23 protein-coding genes are annotated in these 17,758 nt (G+C 47.2%); 1 reads left to right on the top strand and 22 read right to left on the bottom strand.

The features are described from left to right. Positions 1-45: 45 nt before the first annotated feature. The 22 genes from MHI55_RS01755 to MHI55_RS01650 all read right to left on the bottom strand — a co-directional run bounded on the left by MHI55_RS01755 (position 46) and on the right by MHI55_RS01650 (position 17,142). The gene (locus tag MHI55_RS01755; protein ID WP_340388521.1) at positions 46-669 is read right to left on the bottom strand and encodes a lysozyme; all 624 of its coding nucleotides are present in this window, start codon (positions 667-669) and stop codon (positions 46-48) included. After that, the gene (locus tag MHI55_RS01750; protein ID WP_340388519.1) at positions 662-1,090 is read right to left on the bottom strand and encodes a phage holin family protein; all 429 of its coding nucleotides are present in this window, start codon (positions 1,088-1,090) and stop codon (positions 662-664) included. Before MHI55_RS01750 ends, MHI55_RS01755 begins: the two co-directional genes overlap by 8 nt. A 58-nt stretch (positions 1,091-1,148) precedes the next feature. Then, positions 1,149-2,114, bottom strand: coding sequence for a phage tail protein (locus MHI55_RS01745; RefSeq protein ID WP_340388517.1), 966 nt, complete (start codon positions 2,112-2,114; stop codon positions 1,149-1,151). Between the two features lie 108 nt (positions 2,115-2,222). Then, a complete protein-coding gene (locus tag MHI55_RS01740; RefSeq protein WP_340388515.1) occupies positions 2,223-2,354 on the bottom strand; it encodes a hypothetical protein in 132 nt (43 codons plus the stop codon). A gap of 55 nt (positions 2,355-2,409) precedes the next feature. Next, positions 2,410-2,907 carry a hypothetical protein gene (locus MHI55_RS01735; protein ID WP_340388513.1) on the bottom strand — a complete coding sequence of 166 codons (498 nt, stop codon included), beginning with the start codon at positions 2,905-2,907 and terminating at the stop codon, positions 2,410-2,412. Between the two features lie 12 nt (positions 2,908-2,919). After that, the gene (locus tag MHI55_RS01730) at positions 2,920-5,718 is read right to left on the bottom strand and encodes a hypothetical protein (RefSeq protein ID WP_340388511.1); all 2,799 of its coding nucleotides are present in this window, start codon (positions 5,716-5,718) and stop codon (positions 2,920-2,922) included. Next, a complete protein-coding gene (locus MHI55_RS01725) occupies positions 5,672-5,890 on the bottom strand; it encodes a hypothetical protein (RefSeq protein ID WP_340388509.1) in 219 nt (72 codons plus the stop codon). The genes MHI55_RS01730 and MHI55_RS01725 overlap by 47 nt, the downstream gene beginning before the upstream one ends. Before the next feature lie 61 nt (positions 5,891-5,951). Next, a complete protein-coding gene (locus tag MHI55_RS01720; protein WP_340388506.1) occupies positions 5,952-6,545 on the bottom strand; it encodes a DUF4352 domain-containing protein in 594 nt (197 codons plus the stop codon). A 105-nt stretch (positions 6,546-6,650) separates the two neighbouring features. Next, the gene (locus MHI55_RS01715; protein ID WP_340388503.1) at positions 6,651-7,199 is read right to left on the bottom strand and encodes a copper amine oxidase; all 549 of its coding nucleotides are present in this window, start codon (positions 7,197-7,199) and stop codon (positions 6,651-6,653) included. A gap of 43 nt (positions 7,200-7,242) precedes the next feature. Then, positions 7,243-9,306, bottom strand: a complete 2,064-nt coding sequence (locus MHI55_RS01710) for a polymer-forming cytoskeletal protein (protein WP_340388501.1) — start codon at positions 9,304-9,306, stop codon at positions 7,243-7,245. Between the two features lie 4 nt (positions 9,307-9,310). Then, positions 9,311-9,670 (bottom strand): DUF6711 family protein, encoded by a 360-nt coding sequence (locus MHI55_RS01705; protein ID WP_340388499.1) that lies wholly within the window; start codon positions 9,668-9,670, stop codon positions 9,311-9,313. Between the two features lie 12 nt (positions 9,671-9,682). Next, on the bottom strand, positions 9,683-12,703 hold the full coding sequence (locus MHI55_RS01700; protein ID WP_340388497.1) for a hypothetical protein: 3,021 nt from the start codon (positions 12,701-12,703) through the stop codon (positions 9,683-9,685). Continuing rightward, positions 12,704-13,069, bottom strand: coding sequence for a Gp15 family bacteriophage protein (locus tag MHI55_RS01695; RefSeq protein WP_340388495.1), 366 nt, complete (start codon positions 13,067-13,069; stop codon positions 12,704-12,706). Continuing rightward, positions 13,038-13,349 carry a hypothetical protein gene (locus MHI55_RS01690; protein ID WP_105597973.1) on the bottom strand — a complete coding sequence of 104 codons (312 nt, stop codon included), beginning with the start codon at positions 13,347-13,349 and terminating at the stop codon, positions 13,038-13,040. Before MHI55_RS01690 ends, MHI55_RS01695 begins: the two co-directional genes overlap by 32 nt. A 24-nt stretch (positions 13,350-13,373) precedes the next feature. Beyond that, positions 13,374-13,826, bottom strand: coding sequence for a hypothetical protein (locus MHI55_RS01685; RefSeq protein WP_105597972.1), 453 nt, complete (start codon positions 13,824-13,826; stop codon positions 13,374-13,376). A 9-nt stretch (positions 13,827-13,835) separates the two neighbouring features. After that, positions 13,836-14,225, bottom strand: coding sequence for a minor capsid protein (locus MHI55_RS01680; protein WP_340388492.1), 390 nt, complete (start codon positions 14,223-14,225; stop codon positions 13,836-13,838). Next, complete coding sequence (locus MHI55_RS01675) at positions 14,222-14,611, bottom strand: hypothetical protein (protein WP_340388490.1); 390 nt, start codon at positions 14,609-14,611, stop codon at positions 14,222-14,224. The genes MHI55_RS01680 and MHI55_RS01675 overlap by 4 nt, the downstream gene beginning before the upstream one ends. After that, on the bottom strand, positions 14,611-14,937 hold the full coding sequence (locus MHI55_RS01670; protein ID WP_340388488.1) for a hypothetical protein: 327 nt from the start codon (positions 14,935-14,937) through the stop codon (positions 14,611-14,613). Before MHI55_RS01670 ends, MHI55_RS01675 begins: the two co-directional genes overlap by 1 nt. Continuing rightward, positions 14,937-15,302: a hypothetical protein gene (locus MHI55_RS01665; RefSeq protein ID WP_340388485.1), complete on the bottom strand. Its 366-nt coding sequence runs from the start codon at positions 15,300-15,302 to the stop codon at positions 14,937-14,939. Before MHI55_RS01665 ends, MHI55_RS01670 begins: the two co-directional genes overlap by 1 nt. A 7-nt stretch (positions 15,303-15,309) precedes the next feature. After that, positions 15,310-15,579 (bottom strand): hypothetical protein, encoded by a 270-nt coding sequence (locus MHI55_RS01660; RefSeq protein ID WP_340388483.1) that lies wholly within the window; start codon positions 15,577-15,579, stop codon positions 15,310-15,312. 13 nt (positions 15,580-15,592) lie between these two features. Then, the gene (locus MHI55_RS01655; RefSeq protein WP_340388481.1) at positions 15,593-16,546 is read right to left on the bottom strand and encodes a major capsid protein; all 954 of its coding nucleotides are present in this window, start codon (positions 16,544-16,546) and stop codon (positions 15,593-15,595) included. Between the two features lie 17 nt (positions 16,547-16,563). Further along, on the bottom strand, positions 16,564-17,142 hold the full coding sequence (locus tag MHI55_RS01650; RefSeq protein WP_340388479.1) for a phage scaffolding protein: 579 nt from the start codon (positions 17,140-17,142) through the stop codon (positions 16,564-16,566). A 205-nt stretch (positions 17,143-17,347) separates the two neighbouring features. Between MHI55_RS01650 and MHI55_RS01645 the strand changes: the two genes are divergently transcribed. Beyond that, positions 17,348-17,749 carry a hypothetical protein gene (locus tag MHI55_RS01645; protein ID WP_340388477.1) on the top strand — a complete coding sequence of 134 codons (402 nt, stop codon included), beginning with the start codon at positions 17,348-17,350 and terminating at the stop codon, positions 17,747-17,749. The last annotated feature ends 9 nt before the right edge of the window (positions 17,750-17,758 follow it).

Here is a 17,758-nt window from a genome sequence, read left to right as displayed (position 1 = left end):
CAATAAATAAGGTACCCCGTCTTTCTAGAATCATGCGAAACAATTTTAATTCTTGAACATTTTAAGCAACCGGCTAACAACTGCCCCAAGCTCCTCACGTGTTACAGTTGCACCTGGACGTGTACCGTCAAAGAATCCTTTATCCGTTACTTCTTTCCACGTCGTCTCAGCCCATGTGCTTGGTACGTTAACGTTTCGCTCCTGAGTCACCGGCTTGTTCTCCTTCGTCTCGTCTGGCTTGTTGAATAGATCAAGCTCGGCCTGTCTACGCCGCACCAGACCATTCAATACATTTCCACCTGCCTTGTTATACTTGGTGATATTTGCGGCAATCTGTGCTACTGTGCGGCCATTACATAGCTGCTTCAGATTACCGGCACCACAGTTATAGCAAAAGCTTGTAAGAGCATCGAATTGATTCTGGTTGAGCTTGTCTGTCACTGGCACATAAGATGAGTTGTTAACATAAGCTTCGTATTTTACCAGGTCAGTAACCAACATAGCGTCAGCTTGAGCCTGCGTGATGGTCATGCCCTTCTTGACGTCAGCTCCATAGTGACCCCAACCGATTGTCCAATATGTTTCGGTTGAAACAGGCTTGTACGCTGTGAGCTTGCAGCCTTCAAACGATTTAATCAAGTCTATTCCCGCTTTTGATACTTTAAGCATTCGTACCAGCTCCTCTATCGTTATCGTTGCCGCCTTTGCCTTTCAATACTTCAATAGCCTGCTTGATTACTGCTGGGATAGGTGCACCCATTTTCCCGCCATTCTCAGTGATGGACAGCAGCTCATTCGCAATATAGAAAAACGCCACCGTATCCCTGAATAAGTGGCCATCACCAAGGATGCCATCCACCAAGTGACCGACAGCCACCATGGCAAAAATAAATACCTTACGAGCGATGCCGATAAGGCCGATTTTGCTTTTGAGCTCCCCTGACATCCAACTAGCAGCAACACCAGTCAGGTAATCCAGAACCACGAATACAAGCAATACGCCCAACACTCCGGACCACCCTCCAAACAAATAAGACACTAGCCAGCTACCTGCTGCCAAAGCCCATTTCCCCACGTTCTCCAACTCCATATCCCCCATCTATTCAAAATGAAAAACCCACTGAAATCAGAGGGTCTTATATTTATATCTATGTCGTTATCATTTGGCCTGTTAAGTAAACAGAGTAATTTACCGGAACACCGCTAGATTTATGAAAAGCAGCTACCACATCTATCGGACCATTGAAATCAAAATCATTCGGAATAGTGTGATAAGGTCTTGTCCAATCTCCATTCCCCGTTCCCCCTTTGAATAGTAGGCTACGAGCTTGTCTATCAATTCTCAAATTATATAGCGATAAGTAAAGCTCCTGGTTGGGTACACGGTTGACTGAGTAAAAATCCAATGTAAATAATCTGCCCGCTCTGTCTCTTGCATGATAAAAAAGAGTTATTGCAGATTGAACTTGTGTGTTTGTAATACCTATCCTGATAGCTCTCCACTTATCCCCTGGTTCTGTGGAATCTCCGAAGACATCTACATAGCGATTCGAAACTGGAATTGTAAAAAGTATTCTGCTGTAATCTCTTTCGTTTAAATCAATACTTCCATTATTAATTCCATTAATAGCGGTTCTCACTGGAGTAATATAAGTACCAACTAAATTTGAGCCATTGTTATTACTAAATGTTTTTCCAGCCAGAACATCTGCTGGAACAGCATTACCTGTCGCCCTGATAACCTTGGACACTTTAGAAGTAAGCGATGCCCAGGTTTCACTTGTGGAAGCCGATACACCTATGGAGTTAAGCGCGGCAACCACTTCCGCTTTCCGCTCAACTCCAGCTTGAAAAGCCAGTCCGACTGCTTTCTCCGTAGCAGCAACATCTTCTCTATCGCCGTTTGTTTTGCTGGATAACTGCACTTTACCTTTTTCAGTCAGTGATGCGTTTGGAATGTCCATCTCGCTTACAGATTGGCGAAGTTCTTCTACTTCTTCTCGTGTTGCAACACCCTCATCGATCTTCTCAAAGATGTTATTGATCCCTACACGGCTTACACTTTCATTCCCCAAAGGTAGGGGTAGTTTTAAACGATTCGTTTCAATAGGCATGATTAATTCCTCCATTTTGTTGTTATTAGGTCTATACGATTTAGATATTAAAATGTTAAATTGCATGAAAGAAGACGTAAAAATAGCGCACCACGATTGGTACGCCTGTTACACGATATTTCCGTTTTGGTCCATGTCTCCGGCTTGCAAAGCAGCGGCCACTTGATCACGGCTGCCTGGCGGCACTTGCTCCAGCTTGATCAGCCCTTTGTGGATCATCATCACGTATACGACTAGCATTGTCTCACCTCCCCTCATAAGCCTAATAGCCCAACGGATCAGCAGCCTTGCAATCTTAGCCCTCATCCGGCGGTACCACGCTGAGTACAAGCATATGCAGTTCCATAAGGGCAAGCTGATTAGCGTTACTTTCCTCAGCTAAACGTTTGTTCTCCGCTTCTGATTCCGCAAGTCGTTGCTTTAACAATTCCAGCTCTGACGGTTCTTCTGAATTCGGCTTGGTCAGCTCGTCAATCTCTTCCTGGCTTAGCCCTTCCACCCACAGGTCAGGAAAAGTTTCCTGCGGTTCGTCCTGGTATGCTTCCCATGCCACCAAGTCAAAACGGGGGTGAAACAGGCCAGCAGGAACCGGCACGCCGACCAGATACCCGGCAATCTCTTGTTCCGCTTCTTCCTCATCCTCATCAGGTACTCCCGGCTGCTCGATCTGATCTGGATCAAATAACACAGGCTCCAGCTCAGTATAAAAAGGGACGACACCACTAAAGGCATCGTCCACCAACTCGTCCTCTAAATAGAGTCCGTCTGTATTCACTTTAGGTACGGCTTTCATATGACCCCTCCTTTATTGTTCAGCTAGAAATGAAATGTTTTCTAAACTCAGCCAGGTGTTACCGCCTGCAAAGCCTAAGTACACGACTCCATTCGACGCAATTTCCAATGTGGCGGCCACCAGAACGGTGCCATTAGAAGTAAGCACACTAAATAAAGTTGCCTTTTGAGGGCGATATCCTTTAGGCAAATTAAAAATGAATGTTCCGGTATTACTTGTTCCGCTACTAATTAAACCGCGCAAGTGGACTACACCTTGGCTATCTTTGTAATAACCAGCAGGCTGATATGATGCTGAATAGTTCTTCCATCCGTTAAGCAGTGTCGGCATAATCCATGCAGGAGCGTCCTTCTCCGCCTTTTTCGACTCCAGTACAGATATCCGTGTCGTATTCTCCTGAAGCGTTCGAACTGTATCCAGCAGCAGAGCCTTTTCATTCTCGGCATATGTTCCATCAAAGTTGGTAGTCGGATACTTGTCCAACATCAGGTATGTGGCGGAATAGGATGTGGATGGATCAAACAGTGCTGCATCTAAAAAAGCACGCTCCAATCCGTAACTATTCGTGTCTGAGATTCTCAACCACTTATCCTGTCGATTGTTCTTATAAATTGTCAGCACTTTCCGAGCTTTGTATTTTAGAGGATTTGGGGCTACCGACCCCACTGTATTGACGGAATTTATCTCGTACGTATTGTAGAGAGTGGAAAGTGTTGGCTTTGTGCTTTCCCGCAACATAATCCCCGTACCCACTTCCACCTGATTATCTCCCTCATTAAACGTCAATTGCCCCTCAGACGTAATCGGCTCGACTACTGGTGTAGCAAGCTGGTAAAGGAGTTGATATGGAGTCCAGTTTGGCGCTAGATTCGTAGGCACTATGCTAGTAGCATCTGCCCAAGTACGTGTTATTCCATCTGTCCGACGTGCCCACCACATCATTCCTGTGCCATTATATACGTTATTTGCAGGCTTATCAGGACTATTACCTGAGCCAGTACCCGCCGATCCATCGAACATAGTCCATCCCATGAAATACGCCTTAATCTCTTCTAATGTCGGTGTATATGAGTCTCCCCATCCGCTGTCTGCGTTGGCGATTGTTACATAATATCTTCCTGTGGCCTGACTGATTGTACCCAAATTCGCCGATGCAGGAATCCCTGAGAAATTAGGTAAAACAGCTCCATTGTATTTGGTCGTATAGCCTTGATTTCCGGTTACAGGAAAGTTGTAAGAATTCATTTCGATTTGCTTAAATCCTGACGGGCTTAATGCAACCGCCCAACCAAGATTGCCATCCAATACAACACGTCCCCACTTCGCCAACTTGAAATACTGCCCATCTCGCTCAAACACCATATCCGGGTTAGCTCCGGTATCTGGATTGGCGTGTAGCTCCGTTTGTAAAGCGAGCATGGCGTCATCACGCGGCACAAATGGCAAAGCTGTTGCACCGATCACCATGGTAGCATCCGTAAAGACTGCTGTACCTGTTGCTGGATTGCTTCCACTGTCCAATGTATTTAGTACAATCTCCAAGTAAGTTGTTTCAGTAGATGGAGTGACTGTTCCAAAAGGTAATTTGATACTATCAATCCTTGATCGATCCGCGCGGCAAAGATAAATATACGGCCTTGCATTTGATCCTTGAGCGGTCACAGATACCGTGTACTTTTGCAATGGTTTGACAGGCACCCAGCACCGCACGAAACTTCCGCCGATGGTTGTTGCTTTAATCGTTGCTTTGTATGGATTGTCAAGGGATAAACTATCCCCGGTTGCAATCCCAGATTCCCACTCATAAAACGGCGGCAGCAGATTAGCTCCATACCGGATCACGTACGGGTTAAGCACACCAAAGATACCAATCTGGCTTTGATAGTTAAGTACTGTCCGGCCTTGCAGCCCTGCCAGTCTGAATGCCGAGTCCTGATCTGCCTGAACAACTTGGATACCTGGTTGCAGTGTAATGGCTGATCGATCAGGAGTATCCAGTCTTCCATCCACGTAAGCTTTAACAGCATCAACCTTTGCCTGCGCCCCCGTTTTGCTCTCACCGTCCACTCGGACAAACTTGGCATCAGACCCGCTCATTAGGCCGCTGGCTCCGTCTGTCACAGCATCTGGAATCACGTCAGACCCACCAGTAACGTGAGATGATGCATGGGCACCAGGAGTGGCCGTTCCCGTTGCAGTTACAGTTACCTGTTTAGTAGACGGATTCGTTGTAACGGCAATCCCGGTACCACCCACAAAAGTAACAGTATCGGACTTCGTGGAAGCTTCCACATCATTCACCTTGGCAAATGCATTTTGATTAATCTCTGCACCTTCAGCAATACCATCCAGCTTGGCATGATCCTCAGCAGTAACGTGAATATCCGTATCCGCTGCATGGCTTTCCAGATTGGATTGTACGGCGTCTGTCTCTGCCTTCCGGGCAATGTCATCTGCCGCTATTGGAGCCGTCACCTTGGCGCGGCCCGCTGCGTCACGTTGCATGAGGGTATCGGGGGTTGCGGCGTTGGTGCTGGCATCAGATTTGAGCTTGTCAGCCGCACTCATGAACCCCGCTGCATTCCCTTTTGCTGTGGGATGCTCATCGGCTCCACGTTGCTTATGAGATGTCAGGGCAGCGGCAGCCGCATCTATGGCAGCCTGTTTGGCGGCATCGGCTTTTGTCTGTGCATCCTGCGGTGTTCCTTTGGTATCCATCTCAGCCTGAACACGGTCAAAACCAATGTTGATGTTATTAAAATCCTCACTGATCTTTCTCGATCCGACTAGGTTCGTGTACCTGTTGGCCATCCGTAACAACTCCTTTCAGTAATGTATCAACGTCCGTTTGAATCGTCCGAAGGAATGCAACCTGAGAATCCAGCGTGGGTAACGTCTCCAACATGGCCCGAATCACCAATGGACTCTCACGGAAAATGTCAGTCACATCCACGGATAGTTCAAGCACTTTCTTAATTTTCAAGACATTCACTCCTTTCCGCGCAACAAAAAAAGAGCCCATGCATATGGACTCTCATTTGAATTTATTTATTTGGCAAAACTATTTTAACCTCACCATCAGTACTAAAACTTAGCTTTGTGAGATCAACATTAACTTCAAGTTCTTTCCAATCTTTCGGTACTTGGTAAACCAGAGTACCTCTGATTTTTTTCCCTGCCGCCAAAGCACCATCCATCGTCTTTTCCGAACCTTTCAAAGCGTGTCCTGTTATGTCTTCATTGATAGAAAATCCATCTTGATATGCATCGAACATGATCATTGAACTAATCGTGTAGTCTTTTTCAGAAATATTCTCAATTAGTAGGCCTACCGAAACGAATTCGTTTCCTTCTTCAGGAGTAACAAACATATTATCGCTTTTTGGTTTGGTCAAACTTTCGACAGAAACCTTAAAATTCTTGGTTTGAATACCTGTTCCGATCTCTGTAATTGCAAGTTCTTTCGGCTCTTCCTTAACAGCCTCTTTCTTTTCAGTTGTTGAAGTTGAAGCTGTCTTCTTTGCTTCAGCAGTAACTGGCTTTGCCTCATCGTCTTGCATATTTGATCCAAAAACACCTACAACGAAAATGATAATTAACCATACCCACCATTTTTTGTACCATGGCTTCTTGTTCACACCATAACCCCCACTATATCCCTAATTTATAGGAATATAGTACCATGCATTACCGAATGTGTTAAGTGTTATTTTGGTATTATTTGTCGCTTTACGCCCAATAGGCTATTTAATTGCAGCCAATGCCTCGTCGATCAGCTTCAGTTCAACTTGTGCATCGTCCACCAATTTTTGATATTCAGCAAGTCTTTGTTCAGCCTGTGCAATTGAATCTTTATTTCCTGTGCTTTTGACTTCTTCAAGTGCAGCGGCTACTTTATCGCGCCCCTCTAACAATGGAGGCAAAATTTTATTGTTGTATTCACTCTTCATCGATTCAAGATATTCCTTAGACTTACCTGAATAAGTATTAGAAGACGAAACTGTTGTTCCTGATCCAGATGTATCAGAATCTGTAGAAGTAATTGTGATCGTTTTACCTGACACTTGTACATCAGCTCCTAACGCTTGAGATAAGGCCCGAACGGGGACGTTAGCCTTGCTATCAATTATAGCGCCTTTATCTGATAGAGATTTACCATCAACTATAACGGTGTACTCACCTGTCACTTTCTTTCCCACTAAACTTTTTATCTGATCGGCAAAAGCCCCCGTTGTTGTCGAAAAAACAAAACCAATCAGAATACCGCCAGCAATGTATGCGATTTTTTTCATAAACACTACCTCCATATTGGTGCAATTTACCTATTATGATACATTACGGAGTAGTAGATTGGAAGGTTCCGCCTCCAGATGTTTGGTTAGCAGTGTTCCCGTGATTATGATTTGGAACGGTAACAGAATGCCTATGAGTATTAAACGAAGATAACAAACTTGAAATTTGAGTCTGCAGTGATGTGAGCTGGGATTGTAATCCTGAAATGTCTGATATGCCAATCCCATATACAAACCCCGTTCTTAACGTAGCACTTCCTCCGAATGTGACAGCACCTTGCAAGCGAATTGGGTTTGCGTTGCTGTTGGAACCAAGCCACAGATTATTACTGAATACCGTCAGCTGCCCACTAGATTCATAGGAGTTGATCTCTCCTACGGATGACCCGTTGGTATCTCTCCAAACTACCGCAGCAACAGAGGAATCGGTTGAAGTGGAAATCTGTACACGATTACGACCATTGGAATCATAGGACCGGAAACCAGCCGAATCAATTTCAATGCGCCTGCCGCTGTTAGCTGTTTTCAAGACCGAACCAATGATGGTTGAACCATTGATTTCACTACCCTTTATTATGGCAGCCTCAATAGTTCCGCTGAATGTACCATCCACCCCGACAAGCGTCCCGGTAAAGGTCCCGCCTGCTGCTTGCAGATTACCCTTGAATGTACCCCCAGCAGCACTGAGATTACCCGTAAACGTTCCGTCAACACCTTGGAGTGTTCCAGTAAAGACCCCATCCGTGGCTTCTAGCGTCCCGTTAAACTTATACCGTCTGCTCGGGATGTCAAAATAAATTGCATCTTGACCGTCTGCCTGGAACGACATCTTATCACTGTTCAGAATCACCTTACTGGCATGGTCCTCACGTTCAATGGTCAGACCCTCAGTACGGGTAATGGTTGCCCCGTAATAGGATTTGCCTTCCTTCACAGCTTCCTTGTTCAGCTTATTGACAGCGGTTGTTAACGTACCATCTACCATAAATTCACTCTGCTGCTCTGACACAGAAGGTGCTTCCAGCGTCATCCGTAGACCACCAGCAAAGTTGAACACTTGATGAAGGATTACCGTCTTGTATCGCATGATACCATCCCATGGAATGTGCGTATCCTGCCATGTTGATACCGTCTCGTCCCAGGTTGTGCCTTCCTGCTGTTCAAACCCGATGACGTCACCCTGTTCAAGCTGCGGGAAGCCCCTCGCATCCATTGTGAGTGGCAGATAGGAGAATCCGTTCAAAGCTGCCAGAAGCCCATTTGTGACCGTCTGTGTAGCAAAGGGGTTTTCCACATACAGCGTATGGTTATCATCACCTGTCCCGGCTTCATACTTCAATTCATCTTCGGTGTTGTAGGTGACCACAACCCGTGTGTATGTCTTGACTGGATTGGTTTGCTTCACCTGAACGTAATCAGCCGTAGTCATATCGAATACAGGAGTATCAGCAGCCGTGAACCGTTTGAATTTCACGGTACCCGCCTTGTCGATGTAAATACTGGCGCTATTCGCAGAAGCAATATAGGACAGCACCTGACGCATACTGTACCCCGCTGGCCCTGCCTGTATCTGATACGCTGGATTGATCACCACGCTGCTGTCATACGTCCATCCAAGCCGGTTGCAAATCTCATTGAACACAGCACGTTGCGTGGTCGGATAAGTCAAGGATGATATGTAAGCCACATCCGCAAAAACCAGCTTGTCATAACAGATAAAGGTCCATACGTCATTGATCTTCTCCCGGCCATCAACGAAGAACTCTCCCAGCGGTAGCCAGTCCGTCCCGTCGCCAGTCCAAGACACATGCATATCCTGCCATGGGTACTGCGCTTGTAGCCAAGTCATACCCGCCATAGATAAGGACAGGTACGGCACGATTCGCGCATTTGCCGGGATGATTTCATTCGTTCGCAACCTGATCGTAAGTTTGCTCGGGATAGCCGTTCCGATCTCAAAGCCATCGTTCAGGCTCAAGCTATTTTCTATGGAGAAATCTACAATTTTGCTACTATCATATTCCTCTGACTGTACCAGAGCCTTGACGATAAATTCTCGGTCCGGCCGTCTTAAATAATCCGTGTAGAGCGGCGATATTGGATACATTTGATCACCTCTCTGTCAGCGTCAATTTGAGCCCGGACCAGTACATCACGCCGCCACTCATTACGGAAAACGGTGCAGGCCGATTGCCGACATACATCCGTTTGGTTTCATGCTTCCCTGTCATGGGATCTGGATAAGTACAATCAAAAAACACATTGGACATGGATTGAAGGATGGAGGACATTTCTGCCCATGTCAGCATCCCCCAAGTCATGTCTATCTGCCGTTTGACCGCTATCCTGTCCCGGTTCAGCGTCCCATCAGCAGTACGGACGGATGAATTAGCGTCATCCAAGTCAAGCACCGTCACCTGATACGTGGAGGGATAAGCGGCAATCTCTTGACCATTAATTTTGATTTCCAATCTGCATCCCTCCTATGTCGTTAATGGCGAACGGCCTGTACGCCTTGTAATATCGTTTATCTCTCTCGCTGCAGCACGCCCCAACTCCGTACCATTGAGCTGAATGACGGTCTGTTTATCTCCGTTCTTGATGGCATCCAGAATCAGGAGCAATATTTCCACCATCGGCTGATTATTCCCGCCAATCATGTCTTGCAGCTTGGACAGTGGCGATACAACTTCTGGGTCAACGGAAGCGCCCCGGTTATCCCCGACCATGGCAAGTGTCGGCCCGTAGGCTAAACCGCCTTTTGCCAGCTTCGGAATTTTCGGGATCTGTGGTACCCCAATGTTACCCCCGCCGACCTTCTGACCAAAGACCTCAAACTCAGGAATACTTACGCTCAAACTGTTGAATCCTTCGATGACCTTGTTAATGCCATCTATGATCAGGTTCAGCGGTGCTTTGACCAAGCTATATAAGGAATCAAATATGCCGCCAAAGATATCCTTAACTCCGGTCCATGCCTTCTTCCAGTCACCTGTGAAGGCACCTGCCACAAAATCAATGACGCCGCCAAGTGTTTTCAGCAGCCCTTTGATGATCCCGCCTACGCTCTCGATGACCGTTGTGACGATGTTCAGTATGATGTTAAAGCCCTTGGTGAAGCCTGGGGCCAGTTTGTCTATGACATAACTGATCAATGGAACAATGAACTTGTTGTAGATGTCCAGTGCAGCGTTAACCAGTTTCATGACCACTTCGCCAACTTGCTTAATGATTCCCTTGAGCGTGCCTTCCCAAATTTCATTCAGCTTTTTGAGGAACGGCTCTATGATCGGTTTCAGGATATCGTCCCAAAGTTTCTGGAACAGCTTTCTTGTGTTCTCCATAAACTCCGTCAGCTTCGCAAGTAGCTCGGCCCCGTATTTGTTCCACAAACCTTTAATTGTCTCCAACGTGTCCAGTACGATTTTCTTAATCAAATCAAAGACGGGTTTCAACACCGTATTATAGATATCATTGATCAGCTTGACAGCCCATTCAAACGTGTTGGCTGCTTCCTTGAAAGCCCAAACCAAGGTATCTGTAAATACGGGTACCAGCGTATCAATAATCTTCGCGGCAATCGGGATGATGAAGTCATTCAAGGCATAATCCACAAACGGCTTTAACGTACCATTCAGCAAGTCAGAAAATGATTTCCCGATCTGCGGAATGATGTCCAAGAACAAATCCCTGAACTTCTCCAGCGCCGGATTCAGCGTGCTGTCCCATAGATCGTTGATATGGTTGACTGCATTCGTGAACGTTTTGGTGAATGTGTCAATTGCCCAGACCAGTGTATCTGTAAAAATGGGTACCAGCGTCTCAGCAAGCACCGTAGATACCGGGATAGCAAAGTCATTCATCATGAAATCCGTGAACGGGTTCAATGTGCCATCCAGTAGGCTTTGCAGGGCTGCCGCGATTAACGGCATATTGGTAACAAAGGCGTTCTTCACCTTCTCCAAACTCGGCAACCAGACGTTTTCCCATAGCTTAATGGATTGATCCGTGGAATTCCGGAATGCCCGATCCAAGAAATCAAATGTCCATACGATCTGATTGGCAATCACTGGAGCGAACGACTTAACAAAGCCTGTGACGATGGTCGGAATGAAGTCGCCCAAAATGTACTTCGCCACCGGAACAAGCACCTTGTCTTTCAGGTCCAAAAACGTCTTGCCCATGTTTGATACCGATTGACGTATAGGCACCATCATGTCAATGAACGGTTGCAGTGCCGGCCGCATTTCGCCCCAACCCGAAGAGATATACGCCCAGGCTTGAGAGAACCGCGATTTGACATCTTCCAAGAAGGCAGCCACTTGTTGCTTGATCGGGTCCACCTCAATGGATGGTGTTCCCAAGTCCAAGTCACCAAACCCAGCCAAACCGCCCAAACCCCCGCCTATTCCTTTGCCAGCTCCAACAGCTTTAGAACCTGCATCATCCAGAGCGGACGCCGCGGATTGAGCCAGTGTATTGAGCTGATCGAACCCGGCCAGACTGCCCTTCATGTCTTTTCCGGCTTTTTTTGCCTTCTTGCCTGCCTTCTCAGCCGCTTTCCCTGTATCTTCTACCGCAGGAGCTGCGGCCGCTGCTGCATCTCCCATACCGCCCATGGCATCCGTAGCCACCGTCATTCCGGCACCACCAGCGTTCACTGCATCCCCAAACACCAACTCCGTGAATGCCTTGAAATAAGCCGCCGCAACTTGTAGTTTGGCAATGATCCAGTTGAGCCCTTTCAGGATCGGCGTCAGAATGTTAATGAACCCTGCACCCATTGTGCCCTTGAAGATGTTCCACTGCTCCGACATCATACGGACTTGGTTCGCCCATGACTGACCGTTACGGGCAAAGTCACCCTGAGCATCGGCCGTTACTTGTAACAAATAGCCATACCGAAGCATGGCCTGTTCAGATTGGGTCATGGACAACCAGGACTTTGTGATGCCCTGTGACATGGCGTAGGCTTCCATATTGACCACGGACATGTTTACGCCCAATTGCTTCAGCGGCTCAGTCTCACCGACCATACCGGAGAACACTTTGTAATACGCTTCGTCATTCGTGATGTTATAAAAAGAAGCCATGTCAGCAGACAATTCCGTCAACTTGACAGACATCTGTTTCATGGCTTCTCCTGTAATACCTGAAGACTTGAGCATGGCACCCATAGTGGATGCATATCTTTTACCGGACAACTCGGACAGACCGAACGATTCGATCAGGTTCGATGACCAGTTGTTAATTTGATTGGTCATTGATCCGAACGTGACGTTAACCACGTTCTGGACCTCGGCCAAGTCGGATGCCAGGTTAATGGCTTCCTTACCAAACTCTTTTAAGCTATTGACAGCAAAGGCTGCGGCAACGATCCCGCCCAGTTTCTTGAAGGCCCCGCCCACCAGGTTGGTAGCGGTACTGGAGATACCGTTGAGCTGCTGTTGAAAGGCTCCGTAGTTCAAGCCCAAGTCTAAATCTACGTGGCCTGCACTTGACATCTACTCACCCCCAAAGGCCCGAGCCATTGCGGCTTCCAGATTCTTCATCTGCTGATCCAACTCAACAGGGTCGTCCAACTGTTTGACTGCCTGCCGTTTTCGCCACTCGTTATAGATACGGCGCTGATCTGTGTTGAATCCCTTAATGGTCTTGGGGTCTTGCTCTGCACGGATCGATACAATGCTTCCCAGCGGTGTATCTGGCATAAGGCCCCCGACCAATGTACAAAACTCTTCCCACGGCATATCTCCTTGCTGCCGAATACGGATGCCGTACTGCTTGGCAAGACTGGATTCAATCAGTTCCCAATCTTCGTACAGGTCATACCAGCCGTCAGGACTGGACTTCCCGCTGAAATCGCGCATTCGCTTCCTCATAGGTAATGTTCATCATTGCCGCAAGAACCGCCGATGCCAAAACCATGATATTTCCCATGCTCATGCCCTCGACATCCATTTCCTTATATGCCTTTTTGCCAAATGCGCCTTCCAAGGCTTTCAAAATACCAGTCAAGCCGCCTGTTGCCGCTTCTTCAAACGCCATCATGGCTGAAATACCGTTGTTGACCGGATACAGCTTTTCACCGATCTGAATGGACGGCAGTTCTGTAGAAAACTTGTCTGTGATATTAATAACTTTTGACATGGATAAATCCCCCTTGGTTTATGATTATGGTGTGGTTGGTGCAGGTTCAAATTCTGGCTTACCGTCAGATAGTAGCTCGAACTCCAGACCGTCAATGTTCGTCGAATCACCACCTGCTGGTGTGGTCAAGTTAATGACACAATCCATGGTCAGCTTCGCGCCGGATGGCATGGTCCATTCGAAGATGGTTTCGACCTGTTGACCTGTACCAAGCATCAGACCCGCAACGTAGTCATTACCTGGATCGCCATAGTTCCGCTTCCCGCTGAAACTAAAGGACAACGACTTGCCTGTTACCGCCCGTCTTGTCCAGCCCCCTTGGTCCATCGAACTCCACTCTTCCGTATTACCATCAATGGCTGGCGCGAAATTCTCCAGATCCTTGATCGTTTTCATGTCTGAATCTGTGGAAACGCGGCCCTTAATACCTACTTTGAAAATATTGTTATGAACCGGAAATACGCCTGTTGTCGGCATTCCATTCCCCTACCTCTCGTAATAAATCGTTGTCTCAATCACATACTCGTAAATCCCTGCATCATCCGTGCCCACATCAATAGGCCACGGTGTCCGCATCTCAAAGGCAATGACACGGTGCCCTGCTATCTCGCCATCAGAACGACCAAATAGCGCAGCATAGACCTCATGGGCCTTACGCTCCGCTGTATCTGCGTTTTTACTCCAATGAACCAGGATGGATATGGACTTGCTGGCATAGCTGGTGTTATCCAACCCTCCGATGGCAATGTAAGGTTGTCCAGTGTTCAGGTTGTAAATCCCAATGGACTGTTCCTTTTTCCCATCAATCTTGCTAATGTACCAATTTGGGGAATCGATCTGCGTTTTCATCCAGTCGCGGATTTCGGAAAGCATCATTTGATGAATCCACCCCCAAACTTCTTGACCAGCTTTTCAAACGTCTTACGTATCCAGCCCTTCTGTTCCTGTTGCCAAGCTTCCAGCCACAACCCTTGGGCGTTAGCGTTCTTATCCCTACGGAAGTTGTATTCTGGGTGCCAGTAAAGGCGGCGTGCATATGGCGTGTCATACACAATCTTGACCTTGCCCTTTTTGAGCCCTGTAGTATCTACCCATGCACTGCGTTCCAGCTCACCTGTTTGCTTTGGCACGACCTGAGCATTGGCAATCTCGGTCAGAATACTCTCTGCTTTCCCGTTGGCGACTTGCTCCAGTGCTTTCAATGGTGCATTTGCGATGTCACGCATTGCCCTGGGATCCATCGTCACTTTCACTTTAACCATCAGCTCAGCTCCAATTCCGTAGAAAAGACGCTGCCGTCTGGATGCTGCGGCCGTGAAGCGCTGAATATAATCCGATCAGTACCGCCAACCCGGACAAAACCCTCAATCAGTTCTCCAGGCAATATATCGCCACGAAGAATCACCTTGCCGGACAACGTAACCAAACGGCGTTCCTTATCTAGCTTCTGCCGCATCTTCTCGTCATAACAAGCAAGCCCGTCAAAGATTAGATCCTCGACAGGCTCACCATCCTCTGACAGTTTGGTACGAAACACCTGAACAGGTGTCTTCAATATCCAATGTGGAAACGGAAACTTACCTCTCATCAGCGCAGCCCCCTATTCATCAACCCTGTGGCTCTCAGCAGACTTGTAACACCTTCGGTAGTCTTAACCCCTCCGGGGCCATCAACGGCCTTAAATGATACGCTGACGCTGCCCGCGGAGTATCCAGAGAGAGGAAAGTCCAAGTAATCCCCATATTGGAACTGGAAATCCGCTTGCTGGCATACTGCCTTAACCACATTCCCCCGCTGAAAGGCTGTCAGGCCGTCCAGGCTACGTTGCACGATGCGATTATAGGTCAGGCTGTCTATTTGGTCGGATGCCCGACTAAGAGCCTTGTCCAAGTCCTCAGCCGGAATCACGCCGTCTCCATACAGTTCATATTCATCCGGTGTAGCGTAGGGCATATGGCACCTACTTTCCGGCTTTAGTGCTTTTTGCCGATTTATCTTCAGGCGGATCAGCGGGAAGATCCGTTGCTTTACCACCTGTGATATCACCAGGCTCCAGATTAAGAACAGGTACATCATCAGGTTGATCTACGGGATCCTTCTCAACCTCGTAGCCCTTCGACTCGAACCAGTTCAGCAAATGAGGGTTGTCTGTCTCACCCACGCCATTTGCAAAAGCAACACCTGCAGACAGCCCCGTGTATTCCTTATTTGGTGCAATTACTTTAGCCATGATCTATTCCTCCCTAGGAAACTTTAATTTTACGCATTACGCCAGCTGCCTTGGTTGCTTTCAGTGCCACGGCCGCAACCATCTCGACCTCACCTGTTTTCACAGCGCCAGATGTAGAGTAATCAGGCAACCATGTTTGTACAGGCGCCACGCCTGCCATGGATACACCGTGGAAGCCATCCAGACCCAAACGAGGGATGTAGATGCTTGTCTCTCCACCTGCGTCAGTCTCAACTACTGGTGCATTGGAGCCCGACTTAGCTCCAAGATCGATCAATGGAATCTCGTTATACTTCTCAACTTGATTACCGAACTCGTCTCTTGTATTGGTGTACGCCCCTGAGCGACGCGCAACAGCACGGATCTTCGCAATCATCTTCAAATTACCCATGATCGCGGAAGGCGGTCCATCCAACCCCATTAGGAATTCATCCAGTTGATCCAGGAATACCTTGTAGTTAGCATCAATGGCTGCTGAGGTAGAAAGGTCGATTACCTCAGTAGGGACATACTCTGTGCTGGAGCCTGTCAAAGCTTTGTCCAGACCATCAAAAGCCAATGCCTCCACCGCTGAATCACCATTGATTACGGTATCGTTGAACAGCGCCTGAGCTGCTTTAACCTTCTGCGCCATCTGCAACGTAACCTCGCTCACGATACCGCCCATATTAGCGATAACTCGGTCAATCTGGAACGTTCCCCCGAATACCTTCAGGTCAACGGTGTGCCGTTGTTTGGATACTTCATGCGGGGTGTACTCTTTATTCACTTCACGGAACTGGGCTGTAGGCTGTGTGATCAAACGTGTATAACCGTAAGTCAGTGTAGCGCCGCCACCCGTTGGGGAAACCGCATCATCAAAGGTGAGGTTTTCCAGCAGGAAGTTATTCTTCCGGAATTCGTCAATCACCCCAAGTGTAATTGCATCCTGTACGTTTTTCTTTGCTTCTGCCAATGTTACTGCCATTCAAATCAGCTCCTATTCTATTTTGTAAAGTGTGCGGCAATGGCATCTCCCAGGGAGAGCTGTCCGCCTGCAGGTGGTTCTGTTTTGCCAGCGCCTACTTTAATGCCTGGTTGCTGCTGTTGTTGGCTCTGACCTTCTTCAGGCTTGAACAGATAAGCATCCGACGTCTTCAATCCCGTCAGCTGCTCATCAAGACCAACAATCTTGCCATCGTCTCCAAGGACCAGCTTCGTCTTATCGATCAGCCCGGTTACAACTTTCTCGTTATGAACCTTGCCGGTTAATGCAGCCGTAATGGCGTTGCTGATCTTGACTTCCTTCAGATCGGATTCATATTGCGTCTTGGCTGTCTGATTCTCAGTTTTCAACGTCTCGATCTGTTGTTTCAGATCCTCAGACAGTCCCGCAGTTTTGCCCAACTCTGCAATCTGCTTATCTCGATCAGCAACATCATTCTCCGCTTTACTCTTTGCTGTGTTTACTTCATCAAATCGCGTCTTAGGAATAAACCCCTTCAGCTCATCTTGAGAAGCAGTAGCTGCTTTCTCCGCTTGTTCCTCTGTGAATCCCAATGCAATAAACTGTTCCTTGTTCATATCAATTGCCTCCCTATTCATCTTCGCTTTTTACCCGGTCGCGTCCGGTGATGAGCTGTTCTTTAACGTCTGCCAGCAACCCAAAGACGAAATACGCTTGACTTTCGATATTAAGTAATTTAATATAATCACTGTTCAACAAAATCAACAAATAAACAAAATGAACAAAATAAACAAAAATTCAATTATTCGAGGAGGAAAAACAATGTCTACGACAAGCGATATTCGTAAAAAGGCTATGGAGCATTTGAAACAAAATGGGGTATTGATTCGCAAAGAGTTCGTACAAAAACTAAAAGATGAGGGCCTTAACTTTAATGAAGGGCATGTTTCTGGAGCTCTAAATGCATTATCCACTCCTCCAAGCCCTGTCACTAGAACTGAATCTGGTACCTACGAGATTGAAAAGTCCTATGTTACAGGAAACGCATCCCATAGCAACGATGCAGAAACTATAAAAAATCAAGTAAATGATGTCATTGATACAGCTATTAACTCCTTAAGCCAACTCGCAAAAGTCGATCTTCTTCATCTTAGCGACGACGCCTTAGATACTGCTAAGAAGATACCGGTACTTATTAGAACTATTGCTGCTCATAAACTTTAACCCTTAGTA

Origin of the sequence: Paenibacillus sp. FSL E2-0151, from assembly GCF_037993015.1 — a bacterium.
Classification (GTDB): Bacteria; Bacillota; Bacilli; order Paenibacillales; family Paenibacillaceae; genus Paenibacillus; species Paenibacillus amylolyticus.
The sequence above is the reverse complement of the archived record's forward strand: the minus strand, read 5'-3'. Positions and strand labels throughout refer to the sequence as shown.

Bases quoted from the DNA above. Each gene is read 5' to 3' on its own strand.
- MHI55_RS01750 (WP_340388519.1), bottom strand. From the start codon at position 1,090: ATGGAGTTGGAGAACGTGGGGAAATGGGCTTTGGCAGCAGGTAGCTGG.
- MHI55_RS01675 (WP_340388490.1), bottom strand. From the start codon at position 14,611: ATGGTTAAAGTGAAAGTGACGATGGATCCCAGGGCAATGCGTGACATC.
- MHI55_RS01740 (WP_340388515.1), bottom strand. From the start codon at position 2,354: ATGCTAGTCGTATACGTGATGATGATCCACAAAGGGCTGATCAAGCTG.
- MHI55_RS01710 (WP_340388501.1), bottom strand. From the start codon at position 9,306: ATGTATCCAATATCGCCGCTCTACACGGATTATTTAAGACGGCCGGAC.
- MHI55_RS01660 (WP_340388483.1), bottom strand. From the start codon at position 15,579: ATGGCTAAAGTAATTGCACCAAATAAGGAATACACGGGGCTGTCTGCA.
- MHI55_RS01665 (WP_340388485.1), bottom strand. From the start codon at position 15,302: ATGCCCTACGCTACACCGGATGAATATGAACTGTATGGAGACGGCGTG.
- MHI55_RS01645 (WP_340388477.1), top strand. From the start codon at position 17,348: ATGTCTACGACAAGCGATATTCGTAAAAAGGCTATGGAGCATTTGAAA.
- MHI55_RS01695 (WP_340388495.1), bottom strand. From the start codon at position 13,069: ATGCGCGATTTCAGCGGGAAGTCCAGTCCTGACGGCTGGTATGACCTG.
- MHI55_RS01650 (WP_340388479.1), bottom strand. From the start codon at position 17,142: ATGAACAAGGAACAGTTTATTGCATTGGGATTCACAGAGGAACAAGCG.
- MHI55_RS01670 (WP_340388488.1), bottom strand. From the start codon at position 14,937: ATGAGAGGTAAGTTTCCGTTTCCACATTGGATATTGAAGACACCTGTT.
- MHI55_RS01730 (WP_340388511.1), bottom strand. From the start codon at position 5,718: ATGGCCAACAGGTACACGAACCTAGTCGGATCGAGAAAGATCAGTGAG.
- MHI55_RS01755 (WP_340388521.1), bottom strand. From the start codon at position 669: ATGCTTAAAGTATCAAAAGCGGGAATAGACTTGATTAAATCGTTTGAA.
- MHI55_RS01715 (WP_340388503.1), bottom strand. From the start codon at position 7,199: ATGAAAAAAATCGCATACATTGCTGGCGGTATTCTGATTGGTTTTGTT.
- MHI55_RS01680 (WP_340388492.1), bottom strand. From the start codon at position 14,225: ATGATGCTTTCCGAAATCCGCGACTGGATGAAAACGCAGATCGATTCC.
- MHI55_RS01685 (WP_105597972.1), bottom strand. From the start codon at position 13,826: ATGCCGACAACAGGCGTATTTCCGGTTCATAACAATATTTTCAAAGTA.
- MHI55_RS01745 (WP_340388517.1), bottom strand. From the start codon at position 2,114: ATGCCTATTGAAACGAATCGTTTAAAACTACCCCTACCTTTGGGGAAT.
- MHI55_RS01690 (WP_105597973.1), bottom strand. From the start codon at position 13,349: ATGTCAAAAGTTATTAATATCACAGACAAGTTTTCTACAGAACTGCCG.
- MHI55_RS01735 (WP_340388513.1), bottom strand. From the start codon at position 2,907: ATGAAAGCCGTACCTAAAGTGAATACAGACGGACTCTATTTAGAGGAC.
- MHI55_RS01655 (WP_340388481.1), bottom strand. From the start codon at position 16,546: ATGGCAGTAACATTGGCAGAAGCAAAGAAAAACGTACAGGATGCAATT.
- MHI55_RS01700 (WP_340388497.1), bottom strand. From the start codon at position 12,703: ATGTCAAGTGCAGGCCACGTAGATTTAGACTTGGGCTTGAACTACGGA.